Source organism: Nonomuraea harbinensis (assembly GCF_019396385.1).
Lineage (GTDB): Bacteria > Actinomycetota > Actinomycetes > Streptosporangiales > Streptosporangiaceae > Nonomuraea > Nonomuraea ferruginea.
This window is the reverse complement of sequence record NZ_JAHKRN010000012.1, coordinates 81079-103988: the sequence shown is the minus strand read 5'-3', so window position 1 is coordinate 103988 and position 22910 is coordinate 81079. Positions and strand designations below refer to the sequence as shown.

General features: G+C 69.1%; 18 protein-coding genes and 1 tRNA gene. 5 read left to right on the top strand and 14 right to left on the bottom strand.

From position 1 onward, the window contains the following. Positions 1–2: 2 nt before the first annotated feature. The 4 genes from tmk to topA all read right to left on the bottom strand — a co-directional run bounded on the left by tmk (position 3) and on the right by topA (position 6703). Positions 3–2045, bottom strand: a complete 2043-nt coding sequence (gene tmk, locus KME79_RS15425) for a dTMP kinase (protein ID WP_219545019.1) — start codon at positions 2043–2045, stop codon at positions 3–5. Positions 2046–2205: 160 nt separating this feature from the next. Next, a complete protein-coding gene (locus KME79_RS15420) occupies positions 2206–2715 on the bottom strand; it encodes a helix-turn-helix domain-containing protein (protein WP_148035683.1) in 510 nt (169 codons plus the stop codon). Positions 2716–2778: 63 nt separating this feature from the next. Then, positions 2779–3951 carry a metallophosphoesterase gene (locus tag KME79_RS15415; RefSeq protein WP_219545018.1) on the bottom strand — a complete coding sequence of 391 codons (1173 nt, stop codon included), beginning with the start codon at positions 3949–3951 and terminating at the stop codon, positions 2779–2781. A gap of 55 nt (positions 3952–4006) precedes the next feature. Further along, positions 4007–6703 carry a type I DNA topoisomerase gene (gene topA / locus KME79_RS15410; RefSeq protein WP_219545017.1) on the bottom strand — a complete coding sequence of 899 codons (2697 nt, stop codon included), beginning with the start codon at positions 6701–6703 and terminating at the stop codon, positions 4007–4009. A gap of 189 nt (positions 6704–6892) precedes the next feature. On the opposite strand from topA, the gene KME79_RS15405 reads away from it, so the two are divergent. Beyond that, entirely contained in the window at positions 6893–7090 is a 198-nt protein-coding gene (locus tag KME79_RS15405; RefSeq protein WP_148035686.1) for a DUF5703 family protein, read from the top strand. A gap of 151 nt (positions 7091–7241) precedes the next feature. Here KME79_RS15405 and KME79_RS15400 read toward each other — a convergent pair whose 3' ends face one another. Both KME79_RS15400 and KME79_RS15395 read right to left on the bottom strand, forming a co-directional pair. Then, positions 7242–9173 carry a chaplin gene (locus KME79_RS15400; RefSeq protein ID WP_219545015.1) on the bottom strand — a complete coding sequence of 644 codons (1932 nt, stop codon included), beginning with the start codon at positions 9171–9173 and terminating at the stop codon, positions 7242–7244. 191 nt (positions 9174–9364) lie between these two features. After that, a complete protein-coding gene (locus KME79_RS15395) occupies positions 9365–9838 on the bottom strand; it encodes a hypothetical protein (protein WP_148035688.1) in 474 nt (157 codons plus the stop codon). Positions 9839–10220: 382 nt separating this feature from the next. Here KME79_RS15395 and KME79_RS15390 point away from each other — a divergent pair. Continuing rightward, a tRNA-Leu gene (locus KME79_RS15390) sits at positions 10221–10306 on the top strand. On the opposite strand, the gene KME79_RS15385 is transcribed toward KME79_RS15390, so the two are convergent. The 5 genes from KME79_RS15385 to KME79_RS15365 form a co-directional block, all read right to left on the bottom strand. Next, positions 10288–11946 carry a recombinase family protein gene (locus KME79_RS15385; RefSeq protein ID WP_219545014.1) on the bottom strand — a complete coding sequence of 553 codons (1659 nt, stop codon included), beginning with the start codon at positions 11944–11946 and terminating at the stop codon, positions 10288–10290. The genes KME79_RS15390 and KME79_RS15385 overlap by 19 nt on opposite strands. Further along, a complete protein-coding gene (locus KME79_RS15380) occupies positions 11943–12092 on the bottom strand; it encodes a hypothetical protein (protein WP_219545012.1) in 150 nt (49 codons plus the stop codon). The genes KME79_RS15385 and KME79_RS15380 overlap by 4 nt, the downstream gene beginning before the upstream one ends. Positions 12093–12318: 226 nt before the next feature. Continuing rightward, the gene (locus KME79_RS15375) at positions 12319–13149 is read right to left on the bottom strand and encodes a TRM11 family SAM-dependent methyltransferase (protein WP_219545011.1); all 831 of its coding nucleotides are present in this window, start codon (positions 13147–13149) and stop codon (positions 12319–12321) included. Positions 13150–13169: 20 nt separating this feature from the next. Next, entirely contained in the window at positions 13170–14042 is an 873-nt protein-coding gene (locus tag KME79_RS15370) for a DNA methyltransferase (RefSeq protein ID WP_219545010.1), read from the bottom strand. A gap of 109 nt (positions 14043–14151) precedes the next feature. After that, complete coding sequence (locus KME79_RS15365; protein ID WP_372452434.1) at positions 14152–14394, bottom strand: substrate-binding domain-containing protein; 243 nt, start codon at positions 14392–14394, stop codon at positions 14152–14154. Positions 14395–15052: 658 nt separating this feature from the next. On the opposite strand from KME79_RS15365, the gene KME79_RS15360 reads away from it, so the two are divergent. Next, a protein-coding gene (locus tag KME79_RS15360; RefSeq protein WP_246639905.1) for an IS5 family transposase occupies positions 15053–15960 on the top strand; the annotation gives its coding sequence in 2 pieces (ribosomal slippage) (positions 15053–15479 and positions 15479–15960; 909 coding nt in all). Positions 15961–16007: 47 nt separating this feature from the next. On the opposite strand, the gene KME79_RS15355 is transcribed toward KME79_RS15360, so the two are convergent. After that, positions 16008–17726: an IS1634 family transposase gene (locus KME79_RS15355; protein WP_219545008.1), complete on the bottom strand. Its 1719-nt coding sequence runs from the start codon at positions 17724–17726 to the stop codon at positions 16008–16010. 322 nt (positions 17727–18048) lie between these two features. Further along, on the bottom strand, positions 18049–19824 hold the full coding sequence (locus KME79_RS46950) for a SpoIIE family protein phosphatase (protein WP_219545007.1): 1776 nt from the start codon (positions 19822–19824) through the stop codon (positions 18049–18051). A gap of 235 nt (positions 19825–20059) precedes the next feature. On the opposite strand from KME79_RS46950, the gene KME79_RS15345 reads away from it, so the two are divergent. Both KME79_RS15345 and KME79_RS15340 read left to right on the top strand, forming a co-directional pair. Next, positions 20060–20413 (top strand): hypothetical protein, encoded by a 354-nt coding sequence (locus tag KME79_RS15345; RefSeq protein ID WP_219545006.1) that lies wholly within the window; start codon positions 20060–20062, stop codon positions 20411–20413. Positions 20414–21308: 895 nt separating this feature from the next. Continuing rightward, on the top strand, positions 21309–21851 hold the full coding sequence (locus KME79_RS15340; RefSeq protein WP_219545005.1) for a DUF5994 family protein: 543 nt from the start codon (positions 21309–21311) through the stop codon (positions 21849–21851). A 278-nt stretch (positions 21852–22129) separates the two neighbouring features. Here KME79_RS15340 and KME79_RS15335 read toward each other — a convergent pair whose 3' ends face one another. Continuing rightward, positions 22130–22636: a hypothetical protein gene (locus KME79_RS15335; protein ID WP_219545004.1), complete on the bottom strand. Its 507-nt coding sequence runs from the start codon at positions 22634–22636 to the stop codon at positions 22130–22132. Positions 22637–22910 lie beyond the last annotated feature (274 nt).

The following is a 22910-nucleotide window of genomic DNA, read 5'->3' as shown; positions in this document are numbered from 1 at the left end:
GGCTAGTCGCGGATGGCGGGCATCGTGCCCGTGACGTCTTCGGCCTCGCGCGGCACCGGGTCGGGCAGGATCTCGCGTATCCGGTCCTGGACGACCGCGGTGATCTGCTCCGGGGGCAGCGTCCCGTCGACGACCAGGTAGCGGTCGGGCGCGGCGGCGGCCAGCGCGCGGAACTCCTTGCGCACCCGCTCGTGGAACTCCAGCGGCTCCGACTCGATCCGGTCGGCCGCCCCGCCGAGCCTGGTGAGCCCGACCTGGGGCGGGGTGTCGATGAGCACGGTCAGGTGCGGGACGAGCCCGCCGGTCGCCCAGGCGTTGACCTTGGAGACGTCGTCGGGGTCGAGGGAGCGGCCCGCGCCCTGGTAGGCGAGCGAGGAGTCGACGTAGCGGTCGCACACCACGATCGCGCCCCGGTAGAGCGCCGGCCGGATGACCTTCTCGACGTGCTCGGCCCGGTCGGCCGCGTAGAGCAGCGCCTCGGCCCGCCCCGACAGGCCGCGCTCGGCGGCGTCGAGCAGGATGGCGCGCAGCCGCATGCCGACCTTGGTGGCGCCGGGCTCGCGGGTCTGCACCACGTCGTAGCCCTGGTCGCGCAGCCAGATGGCGATCATCCTGGCCTGGGTGGTCTTGCCCGACCCCTCGCCGCCCTCGAAGGCCACGAACAGCCCCGGCATCCGCTCGGCCGGCTCGCCGCGGAAGCTCTTCCCCCGCACGGCCGTGATCAGGTCGGTCAGGATCGGCACGCCCTTCCTGTCGTCCATGTGGCGCAGGCTGAGCACGCCGACGACCACCGCCAGCACGCCGCCGAGCAGGAGCACCAGGTTGGTGCCGTTGAACTCGTAGCTCAGCGCGCCCACGTCCACGCCGCGCCGGCCGAACAGCGCCGCCAGCGGGCCGGCCACGGAGACCACCAGCAGCAGCGTCACCCGTGCCGTGGACTGCAGGAACGAGAACGTGCGCCCGCGCAGGCCGTCTTCGACCTCCAGGCCGATGAGCGTGTAGCCGATGATCCAGGCGATGCCGGCGCAGGCCCCGAGCATCACGGTCAGGATGACCACGATCACCAGGTTGTGGACCAGCGCGATGGCGGCCAGCACGAACCCGGCCACGACCAGCGACAGCCCGAACAGCCGCCGCCGCGACAGGCCGCTGAGCAGCCGCAGCCCGAAGAACATGCCCAGCGCCATGCCGACGAAGACCGCGCCGAACACCACGCCGTAGGCCGCGTCGCCGCCGCCGAGGTCCTCGACGTAGAGCTTGGCGACGCCGATGACCGCGCCGCCCGCCGCGAACGCGCCGAGCATGCCGATGATCAGCCCGCGGACCAGGCGGTTGCCGCCGACGAACCGCCACCCGTCGACGATCTGCCTGAGCACCGACGGCGTGGAGATCGCCCCGTCGCGCTTGGGGATGTCGCGCAGCGTGAAGATCAGGGCGGCCGACACGAGGTAGGCGCCCGCGTTCACGATCAGCGGCAGGGCGGTGGGGTCGAGCCCGGCCAGGAGCGGCACCACGCTGCGGCCGACGTCGGCCACCACCGACAGCATCGCGAACACGGCCGCCGCGACCGGCGCGCTCCCGTACGTGACCAGCAGGTTGAGCTGGTTGGCCGACTCGAGCTGCTGCTTGGGCACCAGGTTGGGAACGGTGGCGTCCTTGGCCGGCACCCAGAAGAGGTTGACGCACTCCACCAGGACGGTGGCGATGATCACCCACTGGTAGCTGTTGACCACCGGGATCGACAGCACCACGGCGAACCGGGCCACGTCGGAGAACACCATGGTCAGCCGCCGGTCGAACCGGTCGGCGAAGGCCCCCGCCAGCGGCCCGAGCAGCACGGCGGGCAGCATCTTGGCGACGAACACGCCGCCGATGGCGAGCGATTGCGTGCGGAAGTCGCCCTGGGTGAGGTTTCCCGCCAGCGCGGTGAGCGCGAGGAGGTTGAGCCAGTCGCCCAGGCTGCACACCGACATGGCCGCCCACAACCTGCGGAAGGGGGCGTTGGCCAGCACGTGAGCCTGACGGCTTCGGCCGATGGCGGTCATGATGTCAGCGTATCCAGGTGTTCTGGGAGTGGGATGACAGCGACGAGTCCGGAAATAACGGACTGGTCGTCGCTGAGGGTAGTACGTCCATGGCCTGGTGCGCATGGCACACCGGGCGAATGGGCCCCACCAACAACATCGCCGGGGGCACGCCGTCGTTTCACATCCGCGCCCTGGCCCGCTCGATGACCGGCGCCCAGCGCGACCGCACGCCCGCCGGCAGGTCGAGCTCGTCCCACAGGTCGACCAGCAGCAGCTCGTCGACGTACGTGAGCAGCTGCTCGGAGTCGCCGTCGCGCAGCAGCGCCGAGTATGCCTGGCGGCGCTGCTCGCGCACGGACAGGTCGTAGGCCCGCTCGCGCACCCGCACCCGGCCGAGCGCCTGGCCGACCGGCAGCCGCGGCAGCCTGTTGGGGACGCCGCCGGTGAACTCCACCTTCGGCTCCAGCGCCAGCCGGAACCCCGCCGCGTCGAGGATGCGCCCCGCGGTCTCCAGCGTGGGCGACTTGCGGGCGTGCTCGTAGGCCGACAGCGTGGTGCGTGACGTGCCGCACACCCCCGCCAGCTGCTGCTGGCGCATGCTGGCCTCGTGGCGCGCCTGCTTCAGCAGCAGGGCGCCGCGAGCGGCCCAGAAAGTGACGTCGGGCAGCCCTCCACCGGGGGAAGACATGAGTGACCACCTCCGAAGTATCCGCCGGGATACTACAGCATGTAGCCGACCGAACGCAGCCGGTTAGCGAATCTCCAGCAGCGTGATCTCGGGCGGCGCCCCCACCCGCACCGGCGGGCCCCAGAACCCGGCGCCGCGCGTCACGTACACCTGGACCCCGTCCACCGCGGCGAGCCCTGACACCACGGGCTGCTGCAGCGGCACGATCAGGTTGAACGGCACCATCTGCCCGCCGTGCGTGTGACCGGACAGCTGCAGGTCGACGCCGTGACGGGCGGCCTCGGCCACCTGCACGGGCTGGTGCGCGAGCAGCACGACCGGGCGGCTCTCGTCACGGCCGCCGAGCGCCGCGGCGTAGTCGGGGCCGTCGCCTCCGGCCGTGCCGGTGACGTCGTTCACCCCGGCCAGGTCCAGCACGGCGCCCTGGTGGCGGATCTCCACCCGCTCGTTGCGCAGCGAGCGCACCCCCAGGTCGCTCAGCTCCTCGACCCACTCGCCCGGCCCGTTGGCCGTGTAGTACTCGTGGTTGCCCGTCACGAAGTAGGACCCGTACCGGGACTCCAGGTCTCGCAGCGGCCTGGCCAGCGGCCCGAGTGCCTCGACCGTGCCGTCGACCATGTCGCCGACGATCGCCACCACGTCGGCCTCGAGCCCGTTGATCATGCGGACGATGCGTTCGGTGTGCGCCTTTCCCGTGAGCGGGCCCAGGTGGATGTCGCTCACCACGGCGAACCGCAGGCCGCTCAGCCGGGAGTCGAGCCCCGGCAGGGTGACCGAGGCGCGTTCGATCACCGGGTCGCCGAGCGCCCGCGTCACCCCGTACCCGACCGTGCCCAGCACGCCCAACCCGGCGGCCAGCGCGGTCGCCCGCCCGATGAACAGCCGCCTGCCGGGGTCGGCGGGCGCGTCGGCGACCAGGACGGCTCCGCCCGCGGGCACGGGCTCCCTCGCGCGCAGCACCGCCGCCAGCACCGCCCGCGGCACCTCCAGCACCAGCAGGATCCAGAACAGGTAGAACATGACCGCGACCCACATGAAGCCCGGCCAGGCCAGCCACGACAGCCACGGCACCCGCTGCGCCACGAACGTGACCACCACGAGCACGAACAGCCCTGCCACCGCGAAGGTCAGCCGCCCGCGCGCCGCCCCCGGCCGCGTCGTCGCCCGCACCAGCCGATGCCACAGGTAGAAGTGGACCCCGGCTAACACGCCCAGGACCACGAACAGGAACGCCACGCCGTCATGCTATGAGCGGCCCCGAACCGGCGCGGTCCGCCCCCTGAGAGCCCTCTCAGGACTTGGTGGCGGGCTTCTTCTTCGCGGCCGGCTTCTTCGCCGGAGCCTTCCTGGTGGACGTCTTCTTCGGAGCGGGCGCGCGGTCGCGCCGCTCGGCCAGCAGCTCCGCCGCCCGCTCGATGGTGATCTCCTCCACCGTGTCGCCCTTGCGGAGCGAGGCGTTGGTCTCGCCGTCGGTGACGTACGGACCGAACCGGCCCTCCTTGACCACCACCGGCTTCTTGGAGTGGGGGTCATCGCCCAGCTCGCGCAGCGGCGGCGCGGCCGCGGCCCGCCCCCTGCCCCGCTGCTTCGGCTGCGCGAACAGCTCCTTGGCCTGGTCGATCGTGACTGTGAGCAGGTCCTCCTCGGACCCGAGCGACCGCGAGTCGGAGCCCTTCTTCAGGTAGGGCCCGAACTTGCCGTTGTGCGCCACCACCTGCTCACCGTCGAGCTCGCCCACCACGCGCGGGATCGACAGCAGCCTGAGCGCGTCCTCCAGCGTGATCGTGTCGAGCGACATCGTCTTGAACAGGGAGCTCGTGCGCGGCTTGGGCGCGTCGGCCTTCTTCGTGCGCCGCTTCTTCTCGCCCTCGGCGGGCGGCGCCTCCTCCGGCAGCACCTCCGTCACGTACGGCCCGAACCGCCCGTCCTTGGCCACGATCAGGTGACCGGTCACCGGATCGGGCCCGAGCTCGCGGTCGCCGGTCGGGCGCGAGATCAGCTCCTCGGCCTTCTCCGCGGTGAGCTCGTCGGGGGTCATGTCCTCGGGGACGTTGACGCGGGTGCCTTCACGGTCGAGGTACGGGCCGTATCGGCCGACCCGGATGACGATGTCGGTGCCCCTGATCGGGAAGGAGCTGATCTCCTTGGCGTCGATGTCGCCCAGGTCGGTGACCATCTCCTTGAGGCCCTCGTCGCCGTCGCCGCCGTAGTAGAAGCGCTGCAGCTCCGGCACCCGCTCCGCCCGGTCGTTGGCGATGTCGTCGAGCACCTTCTCCATGTCGGCCGTGAAGTCGTAGTCGACCAGGTTGCCGAAATGCTGCTCCAGCAGGTTGACCACGGCGAAGGCGAGGAACGACGGCACCAGCGCCGTGCCCTTCTTGAACACGTAGCCCCGGTCGAGGATCGTGCCGATGATCGACGCGTACGTCGACGGACGGCCGATCTCCCGATCCTCCAGCTCCTTGACCAGCGACGCCTCGGTGTAGCGGGCCGGCGGCTTGGTCGAGTGGGCGGCGACGTCCAGCCGCGAGACGGTGAGCGCGTCGCCCTCCGCCAGGTTGGGCAGCCGCTTCTCCGAGTCGTCGCGGTCGGTCGCCGGGTCGTCGTGACCCTCCACGTACGCCTTGAGGAACCCGTAGAACGTGATCGTCCGGCCGGAGGCGGCGAACTCGACGTCCTCGCCCGCCGACGACCGGCCGCCCACCTTGACCTGGATCGACTCGCCGACCGCGTCCTTCATCTGGGACGACACGGTCCGCTGCCAGATCAGCTCGTAGAGCCGGAACCTGTCGCCGCTCAGCCCGGTCTCGCCCGGCGTGCGGAACTCCTCGCCGGACGGCCTGATCGCCTCGTGCGCCTCCTGCGCGCTCTTGACCTTGCTGCTGTAGAGGCGCGGCTTGTCGGGGACGTACGCGGCGCCGTACAGCTTGATCGCCTGCGAGCGCGCGGCCTGCACGGCGGTCTCCGACAGCGTGATGCTGTCGGTCCGCATATAGGTGATGTAGCCCTCTTCGTAGAGGCGCTGCGCCACCTGCATCGTGTACTTGGCGGAGAAGCCCAGCTTGCGGCTGGCCTCCTGCTGCAGCGTGGTCGTCCGGAACGGCGCGTACGGCTTGCGCGTGTACGGCTTGCGCTCGACGGACTTGACGGCGAACGACGAGTCGCCGAGCCTGGCGGCCAGCTCGCCGGCGGCCTGCTCCGACAAGTGGAGCACGTCGGCGTTCTTCAGCTGCCCGGTGCTGGCGAAGTCGCGGCCCTGGGCCACCCGCTTGCCGTCGACGCCGGTCAGCGTCGCGCTGAAGTCGCGCGGCCGCTCCTCCGGCTTGCCGCTGTCGAACAGCGCCTGCAGGTCCCAGTAGTGGGCTGCGGTGAACGCCAGGCGGTCACGCTCTCGCTCCACCACCAGCCTGGTCGCCACCGACTGGACGCGGCCGGCGGACAGCCGCGGCTTGACCTTCTTCCACAGGACCGGGCTGACCTCGTAGCCGTAGAGGCGGTCGAGGATGCGGCGAGTCTCCTGGGCGTCGACCAGGCGCAGGTTGAGCGAACGGGGGTTGGCGACGGCGTCGCGGATGGCCTGCCGGGTGATCTCGTGGAACACCATCCGGTGCACCGGCACCTTCGGCTTGAGCACCTCGCGCAGGTGCCAGGCGATCGCCTCGCCCTCGCGGTCCTCGTCAGTCGCCAGGTAGAGTTCGTCGGCGTCCTTCAGCAGCTGCTTCAGCTTGCTGACCTGCGCCTTCTTGTCGGGGTTGACCACGTACAACGGCTCGAAGTCGTGCTCGACGTTCACGCCGAGGCGTGCCCACGACTCCCCTTTGAACTTCTCGGGGATGTCGTCGGCCTTCTCCGGCAGATCACGGATGTGGCCGATGCTCGACTCGACGATGTAGCCGGTGCCGAGGTAATCGCCGATGGTCTTCGCCTTGGCGGGCGACTCGACGATCACCAGACGTCTTACGCCGGCACTGCCGTTGTTGGCTGGCACGCTGCTTCCTACCTCGCTGTTCGCTTGCAGTCCCCCTGCCGGACGTCCGGCATAGATCTGAAAGGTAACCCCTCGCTCGGAAATTTCCTTCCCCCGGGCTACCCACTGGCTTCCGGGTCCATCCACGAGCACGCAGAATAGGCCCATCGAGCGGCATGGCGCCCTGACTCACCCTGGAGACTAATCGTTGTGCTCGACTACTCCTACATGGATCTCTTCATCCCGCGCGACCTCTCCCGAGAAGCCGCACGTCAGCTGCTGACCGAGCATGCAGAGTACGGCAAGTGGGAACTCGCCCGAGTGCGCAAGCACGCGGACGGCAGCAGGCACGTACGCCTCCGGCGCAAGATCGTACGGGTGCGCAGCACCCTCGCACGCCCAGGCTGAACACCCGGGCATGGCTTTGCCCGTCCCGGGCCGCGCCCCCGGAACGGGCAAAGCGTTCAGCGCGCGCTGCCCCTGGACGGCTTCCAGGGGCAGCGGCCGTATGCGGACACCTACCTATGAGCTATCCGAGGCGCGGGTCGCTCAGCGGGTGTCACTTGCTGGTGGGACGGAACCGGCGGGTGGCCGCGAACAGGGTCGCCGTCACCGCGAACAGCCCGCCCAGCGCCAGGGCCAGCAGCGAGGCGGCGGACATCCCGGTGACGCCCGCGGGCTGGGCGGCGCTCATCAGCCCCAGGTCGCCGGCGGGCAGGCCGCGGGTGAGCGACTTGACCGTGCCGCCGACCGGGGTGGCGGCGACCAGCTCGGTGGCCGGGTTCGCGGAGCCCGCGGTGTGCTTCTTGGACGGCTTGGCAGGCTTGGCCGACTTGGCGGGCGTGGCCGGGGTCGACGGCAGGCCGGGCATGCCCGGCACCTGCGGCAGGCCGAGCTGGCCGACGACGTCGCCGACGACCGGCAGGCCGCCGCCGCTCATCTGCTGGGAGGCGTTGCCGAGACCCTGCGCGCCGCTCAGCGCGGGCAGCACGGGCAGGGCGGGGACCATGCCGCCGCCGCTCTGGTGCGCCTTGCCGGCCAGCGGGGTGTTGTGGCGGTAGCCCTTGCCGGGGCCGGGGCGGCCCACGTGGGCGCCGCCGAGGCACCCGGCGGCGGCGTCGCCCAGGACGGCCACGGCGTTGCCGCAGACGTTGACCGGGGCGGTGATCGGCGCGACCAGCTGGTTGCCGGCGAGCACGCCCGAACGGCCGGACGTCCTGTTGCCGCCCGCGCCGGAGCCGCCGCTCTTGTGCACGCTCGCCCCGCCCTTGCAGTGAGCCTCGGACTTGCCGAGCGCCGCCACGGCGTTGCCGCAGGCGTTGATGGGGGCGGTGATCGGGGCCACGATCTGGTTGCCGGAGAGCACGCCGGACCGGCCGGACGTCCTGTTGCCGCCCGCGCCCTTGCCGCCGTTCTTCACCGAGACGCCGCCGACGCACCCGGCGAACGCGTCACCCGCCACGGCGACCGCGTTGCCGCAGACGTTGACCGGGGCGGTGATCGGGGCCACGATCTGGTTGCCGGAGAGCACGCCCGACCGGCCGGACGTCCTGTTGCCGCCGGCGCCGGAGCTGCCTCCCTTGTTGTGGACGCTCGCCCCGCCCTTGCACCCGGAGGTCGCGTTGCCGACCGAGGTGCCGCAGGCGGTGATCGGCAGGTTGATCGGGGCCACGACCTGGTTGCCGCTGCCCGCGCCGAACCGGCCGTCGGTGTCGTTGCCGGTGGAGCCGCGCTGATAGCCGTGGCTCTGGTGGCGGCGGCCGCCGTCGTTGGTGACGGACGCGCCGCCCCGGCACCCGGCGAACGCGTCGCCGAACGCGGCCACCGAGTTGCCGCAGATGTTGACCGGCGCGCTGATCGGCGCGATCACCTGGTTGCCGCCGAGCACCGAGCCGCGGCCCGACGTGGTGTTGCCGCCCGCTCCCGTACCGGTGTTGCGCACCGAGGCCCCGCCCTGGCAGCCCGCGGCCGCGTCCCCGAAGATCGCCACGGCGTTGCCGCAGGCGTTGATCGGGGCCGAGATCGGCGCGTTGATCTGGTTGCCGCCGATGATGCTGCGGTCACCGGAGGTGCGGTTGCCGCCCGCGCCGCCCTTGCCGGACTTGCGCACGGTCGCGCCGCCCTTGCACCCGGCGTCGGAGTTGCCGAACAGCGAAACCGCGTTGCCGCAGGCGTTGACCGGCGCGCTGATCGGCGCGTTGATCTGGTTGCCGCCGAGCACGCTCGACTCGCCGGAGGTCCGGTCGGAGATGCCGCCCCTGCCCTGGTCGACGACCGACGCGCCGCCCGCCGAGGTGGCGGTGGAGTCGCCGGCCACGCCGACGGCGTTGCCGCTGATGTCGATCGGCAGCGAGACCGGCAGGTTGACCTGGTTGCCGCCGCCGATGGAGTGGTCGCCGTCGGTGTCGGCCGAAGCCGTGCCGCCGCCGAACGACAGGACCGCCACGGCGAGCAGCGCCGCGGGGGTGGAAGCCTTCGCCCATGTACGCATGAGAATGCTCCTACTGATGTTTGGGGGGAATTACCTGACAGCCCGCGGCCGGCCCGGAGCCATGCGAGAGCACAGCGGAAACCCCGGGGAGCGCGAACCTGCTGAAGTGATCGACATGTCACCCGCTGACGGAGGGGAACTCGGCCACGCTCCGCCGCCGGCCGGAAAGGGCCGGAACCTTGTGGCGGGGATTAGTCAGGTGAGAAAGAAGGGTCGTCCGCCGCTGCGCGGACGACAGGGGGTCGCACGTAAGCGGGAACGACGCGCCTCACATCGAGCCGCGGGTCGAACCCGTACCGTGTGACATCCCCCATGCTCGGCCCGAACGGGCCGTTGCCACCGCCGGTGGGCACCAGACCGTCGGTGTCGAGAATCTGGCCGGTGGGGCCGGGCGACGGCAGACCGTGGTCCGACTGGCTGGTGAGCCCGTCGACCGTCAGCCCCGCCATGGCCTCGGCGTCGTCGGACGCCACGACCGCGAGGGATGAGCCGTTTCCTGACGCCGCTCCTATCGCCGTCCCTGTCGCCGCGATGGAATCCGCGGCCGCGGGAGCGGCGGTGAGCATCTGGAAGACCACGGCGAGCAGCCAGCCGGCGGCCACAAGACCGCCGACTGCAACCGCACGCACCAGGACCCGACGAGCGACGGCCGCGAACCGCGCCATCCGGTCAACCCGGCGGGCGCCGGTGGGCACGCTCCGCACAGCGAGGGACCGCTCCCTCTGCCGCTGTGCGGTCATGCGTGCCACGTGACCTCCCGAAAGGACGACCGGCGCAAGGGCCGGTCGCATGACAACCCCTCAACGGTCCGTAACCGTAGCACTACTCAAGGTTGTCGCAAGCGCTTTTCACCGGAGATCCAGCAACTGGTCAAGCCCGCCCGCCCAAACCCCCGCGAACCACCCTCGCGCCCCATGACACGGCCTGCTCCCGGCGACCTGTGCGTCACGCATGGCGTCTCTCCCCATAGCTGGTATGACGCACCCCGAAAGGTTTGCTAACCTTACGGAGCCGACGCGGGATGACGGTCTCGCGTGCAGGCACCACGTCCGGGTGGCGGAATAGGCAGACGCGCTAGCTTGAGGTGCTAGTGCCCTTTGCGGGGCATGGGGGTTCAAGTCCCCCCTCGGACACACACCGCTCGCACATGTGGGGGTTCCGGATTGATCCGGGCCTCCACATATTGCTTTTCTGGGTAGTACGTGAGCTTCAGCCCGAGCTGGGTGTAGAGGTCGGCCTTGTCGTCCGGGTCCGCCTCACCGACCAGCCGTACCACGTCCCCGACCTCCTTGATCATCGACCTGATCTCGGCGACGCTGATGCGCTGCGCGGCCGGAACGGCTTTCAGCTCCCCCTCCAGGTGGGCGCGTTCGCTCTTCGTCTCGTTGATCCACGAAGAGATCTCGATGGGGTCGCCTCCGGCGTCGAGGGCGGAGCGGTACTGGATGAGCTTGCGGTCACACTTCGACAGCCGTTTCCGCAAGTCCATCAGGGCCGCTTCGTTCGGGTCGATCACCTGCTCGGCCATGGCCGCGATCGTGTGCTCCAGTCTGTCCGGTCCGAACTCGGTTCCCAGCCAGCCATCGACCTCATCAAGGATCTCCGACTCCCGCAGATAGACGACCTTGGGATGGTCGAGCTCGTTGACGATGGCGTACTGAGCAGGGAAGCGGCACCGGTAATACGCCTGATGGTTGTTCCAGTTGCCCTGCATCCGGCGCTCGCAGTACCCGCAGAACAGCACCCCCCGGAAGGCGTACGGACGCCGGGTGGGGTGCGGACGCTGGCTGAACTGGCCGTGCGCGCGCTTCGAGAGGATCTCCTGGACCCGCTGATACTCGTCGACGCTCACGATCGCGTCGTGAACGGGATGTTCCGACCAGATCCACTGGTCCTTGGTGTTCCATCGCTGCTTGGTCGTCGTGCCCAGCGCGACGTTCTCCACGTCCAGGAGGATCTCGTCCTTGCGCTGCTTGTTCCACACCTGGTGGCCGGTGTAGCGCGGGTTGGTGAGGATGACCCGGACGGCGTACTTCGACCACGCCCGCTGATCGCGGTGCTTGTTCCGCTCAGGGTCACTGGCCGACGGCGACAGAATGCCCTGCAGCGTCAGGTCCTCGGCGATGTCCAGGTAGCCCCGCCCCTTGAGGAACTCGCTGTAGATCCACCGCACCACCCGTGAGGTGACCGGGTCGGCCACCAGCCGCCGCAGCCTCCGCCCATCAGCCGCCTTACCGGGGTTCGGGTGCGGACCGGCGTCTTGAAGGCTGTAGCCGTACGGGGGACGCCCGCCGAGAAACCTTCCCTCGGTCGCGGTGATCGCCGCCATGGCAGCACGTACCCGGATCTTGATGCGGTTCCGCTCGCCTTTCGACAGCCCGCCGAACACGCCCATGATCATGTCGTGGGCCTCGTTGGCCGGATCGATCGGCCCGCCGACCTCGGGCACCCACAACGGCACGCCGAAGTGCTCGAACAACGGGAACGTCAGGCTGTACTGGTTGCCGTAGAAGGCCCGTTGCGGCTCCCCGATCACCACCGCGTCGAAGTCCCGCCGCGGGTCCTTCAGCTCCTCGATCAGCGCCGCCGCGTGCGGCCGGAGCTGCCAGGGGATCGAGCGGGATTTGTCGACGTCGAAGAACTCCGCGACGACCTCCCCGCCCCGCGACTCGATCAGCGCCCGCGCGCGGTGCAACTGCCAGGCCCGTGAGGCCTCCGGGTCCTGGTTGTCCTCGGTCGACACCCGGCCGTAGAAGCCGAACCTGATCGTCATCTCTGTCGCTCCTTCGCGGTCTGTGGCTGCTTGGCGCGGGCGACGGCTTTGAGCAGGATCCGCAGCAGCACACCGGCCGCGCCGGGAGTGAGCCTCACCTCCTTGCCCGGCGCGACCAGCCGCAGCTTGGTTTCTGCGCCGCTCACGACTCGCTCCCGCTTGGAACGGGTCCCCGCGCCCACCGCCGCCCGGTCCGGACCCAACGGGCCCGCCCGCCCCCGGCGGTCCTCCATGAGCGCTCGCCTCGATGACCGATGTCAATCATGGTCTGGACACGGTCTCCTGCCTGTCGGGCCGCACACGGTCGTGCACAGCCTGTGGAAAACGAGGAGCAGCCCAGCCCTCGCGTCGTACAGGGAGAGGATGTGGCCATCAAGCCTCACCGCCTCGTTTGCGCAGAATGAGCAGGTCCTCGTGGGCCGCGGCGCACACCGCCAGCCCTTTCTCTTGGCTCCGCCAGGCTTCCAACATCTGGAAGAACGACGCCCGGTTCACCAGCCCGCCATCGCGTAGCCCGCACAGCAACGCCACCAGACGGTGGGTGAGCACCAGCCCGGCCTCCTCAGCCGTCGCCATGACCTGGCCGGGGAGGTCGACGAGTTGCCCATCGACGCGGATCGGCCGAACGGTGATCGCGACCACACCACCTGGCCGCAGCAGTTCGCCGCATCCTTCGAGGATCTGTCCGAAGCCCTCCATCAGCTCGGGCAATCGCCGGTGAGCGAGGTTGCCCTTGTCGGTGGAGTAGCGGTGGTTCCACTTCTCGACCGGCCCACCACCGTCCCGGCTGCCAGAGCGGACATGCCCATGCGTATGCGCCCCGTACGGCGGAGAGGTCAGCACCAGCGCAGCCTCGCCCCGCAGGCTGGTGAAGACGGTCGCGATGTTCCTCGCGTCTCCACAGGTCACCCGGGCACTCCCCGACGCTCCCTGAGAGCGGGCGTGCTGGACGTTCGCCGCGGTGAGACCGGCGAAGTCCGCTTCGTACTCCATTCCGACGGCATCCCGCCCCAGATGCACGGCCTCCACCAGGGTGGTCCCGATCCCGCACATCGGATCGACCACCAGCTCACCCGGCTCGGTGAACGCGTAGATCACCTGGGCCGCGATCGACGGGAGCATCTTGCCCGGATGCCTCATCGACTCCGCCACATACCGGCCGCGCCGCTGAACCCGCGACTGCAGCTGGCCCGTGGTCAGCACCGACGACAGAGCGTTCTCGTTCACCGAGCACCTCCGACGGCGCGGGTGAACAGGCACACGTCCGCGTGCACCGACACCACGGGCGGCAGCTCTGCGGACTGAGCACGGCGAAGCTGCGCCAGCTCCGCCGGCCCTGGCTGCACGACGAGCGCATCGCCTTCGACCGGGACTCGCAACGCGATGACGTGCTGAAGGTAGGTGAGCCCGGCCTGGGCCGCGCGCTGGATGATCCCCGGTGCCTGATCCACCAGCCTGCCCTGCTCATACCGAGCCGTTGTGATCACTGCCAGGTGGCCATCCGGCGCGAGGACATGCCGCGCATCCTCCAGGAACCGGCCCAGTTGCAGCACGCCGAGCGTCGGCTGCTCCGCCCGGCACGCGGGACAGGAGCGTCCCGTCGTAGCACCGGTCGGCCAGCCGAACTCCGGGTACGGGGGCAGAGCCGCGATCAGCAGCTCAACCCGACCTTCGAAGCCGAGCAGCGCTTCCCGAAGCTCATCCGGCCCGTGCGGACGCAACCGCACCGCAGCCCGCTGACCCGCCGCGAGATCCTGCCGCAGCCGACCAGCGAGATGCTGCGCGACCGGCAGACGCGGAACACACGCGATGCCCAGTCGCTCCATCTCCGCCGCCGCGACGAGAACCGTCTCGCTCGTCGTGAAGACGTCCGCGACGACCCCACCTGGACGGGTACAGGCGCCGATCAGATGCCGCGCCAACTCCCGCCCGACGGCCTGGCGATGCCGCTCGCATACCGACTCGGCGACCCGCGGACGCCCCTTGATCTGGGGCTCTCCGGGCGCGTTGTCGGAACACAGCCACACCGAGAGCGGCACCAACCGCCTCTCGGCTGTCCGCGACCTCTTCGACCGCGGTCCGTCGTTCTTGCTCATCTACGGTGACCCATGACGGCCACCCGTTCCCATGCACTGAAACACCCGTCGGCCGGCGCCGATTGGAACTGGAGGCGCTTCTTCAGGCTCCCTCTCCAGCCCTCTCTAGCTAATCGGGGATCCGGGTCAGAGCAGTCGCCGAGTCACGGATCACGAGTTCGGGTTCGGGTTCGGGGTCGGTGATGACACCGCCTTCGCTTGGCTGCCCCGCGATCAGGTCGTACAGCGCCTCGACACCGGCCCGGCCGAGTTGGTACATGGGCATCCGGACTGCGGTGACGGCCGGGCGCAGGTATTGCATCAGGTCGACGTCGTGGATGCCGACCACTGACAGCTGATCGGGGATGGCGATGCCGAGGTCCCGCCATTGAATCGTGCCTTATTGTGTCGCGATGCCATGCATGGCCAGCACTCGAAATGTTCAAGAATACCGCGCAGTGTTATGCCGTATCAGGTGCCGACGAGCATCCATGGGCGGATAGCATGACTTGACCGTTCCGAATCTACATCCGATTGGCGAGCGGACGGGCCTGGATGGCTTGCGGTCCGGAGGGTTTGACGCGGCCAAACGAACCTGTGGTGATCCCTCAGAAACGAGCGAATCCGGGTTGGGACAGCCGCGCACAGTCTGGCGACCACGTCACGGCGCTTGCCGGCAGATCGGCCACGCGCCGCCGGTAAGTCACACAAGTCGGATAACCTGCGCGGACGGCATTGTCGGCAGTCACAGTGCCCGCAGTTCCGCGACAGCATGAGCGAGGAAATACCCCGACAAGAGCACGATGCATGTCGACGTGGATTGCCTGCCCCTGAACGTCCCGCGTTCCGCAGATGTGTAGCGAGAAAAGCACACAGATCTGTGGCCTGAGCTGCGGAAATGCTTGCAGGCATGCTGATGCGGCGTGTCACTAGGGCGTGTTTCATAAGTGAGTTGAGTGACGGTTGCGGGGCGTCGTAGATCGACAAAAGATGAGGTCTCCGGTAGATGAGTCAACGACCAAGAAGACCATCTGCACGGAGACCTCGTGGACACCTTACCGGTGGCGGGGCGGGCTGATCTGACCGATGCGCAGTGGGCGGTGCTGGAGCCGCTGCTGCCCGTCGGCCGGAAGCCGGGGCGCCCGCCGATCTGGACAAAACGGCAGCTCATCGACGGGATCCGATGGCGGGTACGGGTGGGTGCGCCGTGGCGGGACGTGCCGGAGCGGTACGGATGCTGGCAGACGATCTATGGGTTGTTCCGGCGCTGGCAGCGCGCCGGCATCTGGCGGCGGATCCTGACCGCCTTGCAGGCTCAGGCCGACGCGGCCGGACTGATCACGTGGGATGTCAGTGTCGACTCCACCGTCTGCCGGGCCCATCAGCACGCCGCCGGGGCGCGGAAAAGGGGGATCTGCAGGTCGAGCCGCCGGGCGGGGTCCAGGAAGAGCCGGCCGATCACGGGCTTGGCCGCTCACGCGGCGGCTTGAGCACCAAGTTGCACCTGGCCACCGAGCAGGGCCGCAGAGCGCTGTCGATCGTGCTGACCGCCGGGCAGCGGGGTGACAGCCCGCAGTTCACGGCGGTCTTGGAGGGCATCCGGGTGCCTCGCTTGGGCGGTGGCCGGCCCCGTACCCGGCCGGACCGGGTGCTGGCCGATAAGGCCTACAGCTCGCGCGGCAACCGCCGTTACCTGCGCAGGCGCGGCATCAAGGCCACCATCCCGATCAAGCTCGACCAAGCCGCCGCCCGGCACAGGAGAGGGTCTCAGGGCGGCCGGCCGCCGACGTTCGACCCCGAGTCGTACAAGCTGCGCCACGCGGTGGAATGCGGCATCAACCGGCTCAAGAGCTACCGAGCGGTGGCCACCCGATTCGACAAGCTTGCCGTGCGCTACGAAGCCACTGTTCACATCGCCGTGATCGACACCTGGCTATGAACCCAACCACTTCTGAAACACGCCCTAGGTGCCAGCGTCGTGGCTGGTCAGGCGTCTGCGGCGGGTGTAGCTTCGACGATCTTCTTTGGGGTCGGGATGTCGAGTTTGGCCAGGATGTCGCGCTGGGGCTTGGTCAGTTCGGCGCGCTGGCGGAAGGTGCCGGTCGGACCGGTGAAGGTGGCCACCGTCAGGAGGTCAAACTCGGTGCGGATGCGCCTCCAGGTGGTGCCGGTGGTGGTCTCGATGATGCGGATCAGCAGCAGGGCCAGCCAGCACAAGATGACGTGGGCGCGGATGCGTTCCTCGAGGCGGTGATAGACCGGGCGCAGGTCGATGACCTGTTTCATGTCGCGCCAGCCCCGCTCGACCTCCAGCAGTTGCTTGTAGCCGAGGGCGATGTCCTCGGCTGGCAGCTTGGGGTCGGAGCAGCGCAGCAGGTACTTGCCGTCCAGGTTCGTCTCGGCCTTGACCTTGGCGGCGTCGATGCGCAGCAGCCCATTGGGGGTGGTGCGCAGGTAGCGGTTCAGGCCGGGTTTGGTGGAGATGACGCCGCGCAGTTCGGCGCGTTTGGTGGCGCTGAGCGTGTCGGTGCCGGCGATCAGCTCCTCCAGCTGGGTGACCAGACGTTCCCGGATGGCCGCATCGCGTTCGGCGCCGTCGGGGTTGAAGCAGATCACGAATCGGTCGGTCTCGCCGATTCGGACCTCTTTGACCTTCAGGTTCTCGGCCACGTCCTGGTAGCGGCCTTGGCGGGACAGGGCGGCCTTGGCCTCGGCCGAGCCCGAGCGCAGCCGTTCGCCGATGATGTAGTGGTGGTCGCCTTGGCGCAGGTAGCGGCGGTTGTCGGCGGAGGCGAAGCCGCGGTCACCGACCCACACGATCTTGGATAGGGTCCAGTCTCGCATGTCGTCCTTGACCTGGCGGATCAGGGCGGTGTCGGTGGTGTTGCCGGGCCAGGACCAGATGCGGACGGGGATGCCGTCGCGGGTGACGGCCATGCCGATGACGATCTGCGGCAGGTCGTCACGGTGGTCCTTGGACTTGCCGCGGGTGCGGAAGCCCTTCATCACCGGTCCGCCGCCGTCCTCCTCACCGGTGTTGCCGGGGTCGGGAAGCGGGACGCCGCGCTGGTCGCGGGCGATCGGCTCATCGCCTTCGTCGATCTCGAAGTAGGTGGAGGTGGTGTCGAAGAACAGCAGGTCGACTTCTAGGTTGAGCAGGGTGCCGACCTGGTCGAACACCTTGCGCTCCACGGAGTTTTGGACCTGGTGCAGCCAATCCATCGCCCGGTAGCAGGCGTCGTCGCTGCAGGCGGGCAGGCCGTCGATGTGGGCGTTGCGGCCGATCCAGTGGGAGGCGGCCAGCTTGGAGGAGGCGTCCAGGGCTCGATTGGCGACCAGCGCGAACAGCACCCGTTCGGTGAACGGGCTGCGCCGGGTGGAGGCCAGGATGCGCGCCATGATCGTGTCGATCTTCAGCTGCCACAGCTGGTCGAGGAGATAGAGGCCGCCGTAGGCGGCCGAGCCGATGAAGGTCAGCTCCGCGCCTGAGGTTAGGGCGGCGGCGCGGCCCGGGTCCAGCAGCCGGCACAGCGAGCCGACCAGGCGTTCGACGGCGGCGCGGTCGATCTGGTCTTCGCGGCCGAAGTTGTGCAGGACTTTCATCTTGGCGGCTTTGGCGATGGGATCCCACTCGTTATGGGCGAGTTGGAGGTATCGCACCGTGGTGCCGTCTTTGTTCTTCCGGCTCGTGGTCCTGACGAACATGTCACCAGACCGTAGCAGCGTGTGCGCAGACGGTGATGGTGTTATCGCTGAAGTCGTGTCACTAGGGCCTTTCGCCGTTTCCACCAAGTCGCAAGCCACCGACCTGCGGTTTCACACCCGAACATGCCCTGGATCATGGATTAGCTGCGGAACGCGGGAACGTGCGGCCGCCCCGGCCGGACGGACGCAAGCGACCGCTCATCGTGTTCATCCACGGCGGAGCCGTCCAATTGCGCACCGGCAATGAGCCCCCTACGGGCAACGTCACAACGACAGGGGAGTCGAAAAGCCCGTTCTCCCTCTGCGCGATCCAGGCCATTGATCACCCGGAACGGCTGTTCCGGCACGTGACGGGCTCCTTGACACCGTGACGCGAAGTCCCGTGGTCGTCGGAGGCGGCCGGGATGCGCACGGCCAAGAGGGCGATGTCGTCGGCGGTGCCAGGAGGCATTCGGGCGAGGACGTGGTCGCAGAAGTCGTCCAGGGAATGGCCGGCCAGGGCGGCCGCGTGACGGCGGAGACGTCCCAGACCGGTGTCCAGATCGGTGCCGGGGACCTCGATCAGGCCGTCGGTGTAGAACAGAAGGGTGGAGTGAGGAGGCAGGGGGACCGTGGCGTTCGGCCGGCCGGCGTCGTTCAGGCCAGTTCCCAGCAGCAGGCCTTGCCCCTGTTCGAGGAATTCGGCGCATCCGTCGGATGTGACCAGCAGTGGCGGTGGATGGCCGGCGTTGGTCCATCGCAGTTGCCAGGGACCCTCATCCGGACCCTCAAGGCGAGCCAGGATGACTGTGGCCAGAGGGACCTTCGTGATGGCGGGGACGGCCTGGTCAAGGCGGTCGATGATGGCGCTGGGAGGTTCCGTCTGATCCCAGGCCAGGGCGCGCAGCATGCCGTGCAGTTGGGCCATGCCCGCGGCGGCGGCCAGGTCGTGGCCGACGACGTCGCCGATGACCAGCGCGGTCGCACCGTCACGCAGGAGGAACGCGTCGTACCAGTCACCGCCCACCTGGGAGCCGACGGGGGCTGGCTGGTAGCGGGCCGCCAGGCGCAGCCGGCCGGGTTGAGGCAGGGAGGTGAGCAGGTTGCGCTGCATGGCCTCGGCGATCTGGCGTTGACGGCCGAACCGCAGGGTGTTGTCGATGGCCAGGCCGACGCGGCGCCCGATGTCGCCGATCAGGGACACCTCGGCGGCGTCGAAGGGCCGACCGGCGTCGGTACGGGCCAGGGTGAGGGCGCCTGTGACCCGCCGGGTAGTGCCCAGAGGGACGATGACCGCGGAGGTTGCGCCGTGTGCTTTGAGGAATCCTGTCTGGACGGCGGCCAGGGGCGAATCGGGCGGTTCAGCGATGTCCGCTGGCCCCATCAGGATGGGTTCGCCACCGCGCAACACCTGTACCAGAGAGGAACGTGAGCGTTCGTCCAGCGTGGGGAGTGGACCTTGCCACGCTTCCTGTCCGGCGTCGTGGCTTTCGGGTCCGATCACCGCCGCCCTTTGGACGCCCTCGTCCGTTCGCAGGTCGATGGCGATCCAGTCGGCCAGGCGGGGCACCAGCAAACGGCCGAGCCGGGCGAGGGCCTCGTCGGTGTCCAGGGTCTGCGCCAGCGCTGTGGCGATCTCCGTGGCCAAGGCCAGTCGGCCGGTGAGATCTTCCAGGGCGGTCACATGCGCTGCGAGGCCAACCGCTGCTTCCCCGTCGGTTGCGTCGCCGGTGAACAGCACGGTCATGCCGAGAACCTCGCCGTTTCTGGTCACGGGATCGCTGAACCAGGTGACCGGGATGAGATGTCCGTCCCCGCACAGGAAGCTGTCTACCCCGTGGGCGCGGATGTGACGGGTGAGGGCCGTGAGCAGTTGGCACGGCTCGTCCGGCATGGTCGCATCGTCGGCGTGGCGGTGCAGCAGACCGTGAAAGTTCTGTCCGCTCATCACCGACGCGGTACGGCCCAGCAGCTCTTCGGCAGCCGGGTTGACCGCGATGATCCGGTCAGCGGAGTCAAGCACGGCCACGCCGGCACCCAGATGGTCGAAGACCTCGTGCCAGAACTCTGGCTGCGTCGCCCCCCACCGACTTTGACCATCGGATGTGCTCTGGGCCACGCGTTTCCTCCCACGCTCGACGTACCGCTCCCAGCTGGGGACAGCCCGCGGGCCTCGGGTCGGCTATCAGGGATGATCCCCGATGAGGAGCGGTTGTGCCCCGCGACGCGCTGGCTCGATATCGCCTATGATCACGCGCGGAGTGCGATCTGTGCCATACCCTGTGTTGCAAAGGCTGAGAATGCTCCTTCGATTTCTCGGAGCCGATAGCCATCGTCAGGGAGCGAGACGCGACATGAGCAGTGCTCGCAAAACCGAAGGTCTTGCCGCAGTGGCCCCCTCCCAGCCGAAAGAGGCTGGCGGGCGGCCCGATCACGCGGCCAACGCGCAGTGGCTCAAGGACAATCCGGACGCCATGCCCCAAGTGGGCGACGGTCGGTGGGCCGTGTACGACCGCGCCAGCCATCTGCTCGGCCACCTCGTCGGTGACGGACCGACCCGCGACACCCACTTCAGAGCGATCAGCGCGACACAGGAAGGAGCGCCTGCTGATCACGCGCTGGGCCACGGCATCACCCTGCACGACGCCGGGGCCCACCTCCTCGACGCCGGTGTGGGCGATGAGCATCCCGAGGACGACACGGGGTGACCGAGGACAAGGGCAGCGATTTCCTGGCGGTAAGTTGCTCCCGGACGAGACTGGGAAACGCGGGCTCTGGCCGCCGCGCGCGTCGGCTTGCGGCGGCTCCATAGCGGTGAGGTTCGATGTCCTCCTCCGCACCGGGCACGGCGCCGACTCGTCGCCATAGCGGGAGCCGGGGCCGGCGCGTTCGGCCGGGCACAGCGGCAGCGCGACCAGTCGGCGGGCGCAAATGTCCCAGCGGATCCAGGCGCCTCCGGCGCGAGCGGCGTCGTCGGCCGCCCACTCGCCAGCCGCGGTCGCGGCATCCGAACCGTCTGCGCCCAGGACAATGAGATGATTCGTGGTGCTCCAGATTTGTGTCCGCAATTCACTGGTCACCCCAAGCGGGAATATGTCGGGCTGGACCGGCATATTCCCGATGTCGTGCCAGTCGCCGGGGTCAGCGCTTGAACATTCTCCCAGTTTTCTCGCTGCGCCGTCCCGGCCTATTTCCAAGCCGGATGGCCATGCCTTTCGACTCCAGATGCTGGTTTCCGGTGGCGCGGCCGAAGTGGAGCATGATCCACCCCTGAACGCCCCGCGTCCTGGACTTGGTCTTACTTACCAGGCTCATGGCGCTTCCCTTCGAGTGCTCTCGGCCGCAACGCGACCTGGCCCCAGGCTGGTCTTCCTGGCGAGAACAGGGAACAGGCAATCACCGACCCGGTGATCACCGCAATCGATAACAGCGCCGATTCCCCTGCTGTTTTCCTGGATGACGGCTCGGTGTCTCTCGTCACACGAAATGAGGTAGAATGGAAAATACCGAGGACATTTCGAGCGTTGGCATTCGGGTCGGCGTCGCCCGCGGCGATAGACACTTCCGGCCCCGTGATGAGGGGTCTGAAGGGCCAGGCAGACCATGATGACCACACTCCTCTCCCCGCCCTGTCCTGTTCTCGTAACCCAATCCGCACCCAGGCTCAGCCTGAACGCCGTTCTCGACCGGCGAGGCACGGTCGACGGGGCGTGGTGGCCTCGCACCCGCGATGCCGCCGCCGAACTGCCCGCCCTCATCTCCGCCGTCGACCAGCGGCTCGACAGGGACGTCCTCCGTGTGGGCCTGCATCTGGACGCCTGGGATCACATCCCGCGCCGCACCACGGCCCGGGGACGCCAGGTCAAAGTGGGCTGGTTCCGCAGCGCAGACCCGCACCTGATCACCCTGAGCATCGCGGGAACCCTGCCCGTCACCCTGCTGATCATCCCGCCCCGCACCGCGGTCGGCTCCGCCATGGCCGCGCTCGCGCTCGCCGCCGCGGACACGGTCGGCGTCCATCCCGCCGACATCCTCCATCCCACCGCCCCCGACGAGAGCTCACCCGGCCGGGACGACCCGGCCTCCTGGGAGAACGAGGGCGGCCGCGTCACCGATCCCGTGCCCGAACGGCCCGCCACCACCTAGCCCATGCAAGCCGCCGATCCCGGCGGCGACGCCTTCCGATGAAGACGTGCATGGCCCCGAGATCTCGGCGTGGATCCAGCAGAGCCTCCGCACGCCCTGGCCTCGACAACGGCTGATCCCTTAGGGCAACACAGCAGATTGCTGCGTAGCCCGCTTGCACGCGCCCACGCGGTGCCTACGTCAACGAGGCAGGCCATGGAGCGGATCTGCCACGGTCGCAGATCAAGCCCTGGGGCGCATCCTGTCCAGTGATCCGCTGAGTGCGATCTGGATCTGGACTAGTAACGGTGTGGCCCGACGTGCCCCTCGAACAGCAGGCACGGCGCCGGCTCGTCTCCGTAGGGTGAGCGCGGGTCGGGGTCGGAGTCGGCGCGTTCGGCCGGGCACGGCGGCAGCGTGACCAGTTCGCGGGCGCGGATGTCCCAGCGGATCCAGATGAACCGGTCCGGTCCGGGCAGCAACTGGACGTGCGCCGCGTGGGCGCCCGCGTGGCCGGGCTGCAGCTCACATCCGTAGACGGCCTTGCGTCCGTGTCGGCCTTCCTCGGCCAGCGGAGCCCATTCCGCGTCGGTGAGCACGTTGTAGTGAGGGCAGTCCTGCTCACCGGTGTGCCGTCGCAGTCCGGTGGCGAGTGCGCCCGCCAGCCCCGCCGCGGTGAAAACCTGATGGACGGCGCTGTGCACCCGATCGACGTCGTCGTCGCTCAGCTCCGCCGCACCGAGCTGGTCAGCCAGCAGTCCTACGTGGGTGGCGAAGTGCCGGCAGGCGTCCACGAGCGCGGTCACCGGAGCCACCGCGTCATGCGGTGAGCCTGTCGGCACGTCTCGATGCGTCACAACACCCACACTACGCCGCCCGTCAGCCAGGCACGGCGGTGCACGCCTGCTCCTCGCCGCGGCCGCCGTGCTGTCCGGCCTCCACCCGCCGGGGCGAGGGCCGATCTCTGCACAAGGCGCCGGTTATCAGCTCTGGAGATGAGCTGCGCATGAATTGCCCGTTTCCTTCAGCCGTGGACCCCTGTGCGCTGAAGGGGACAGCCCGGATCTCAACCTCCTGGCT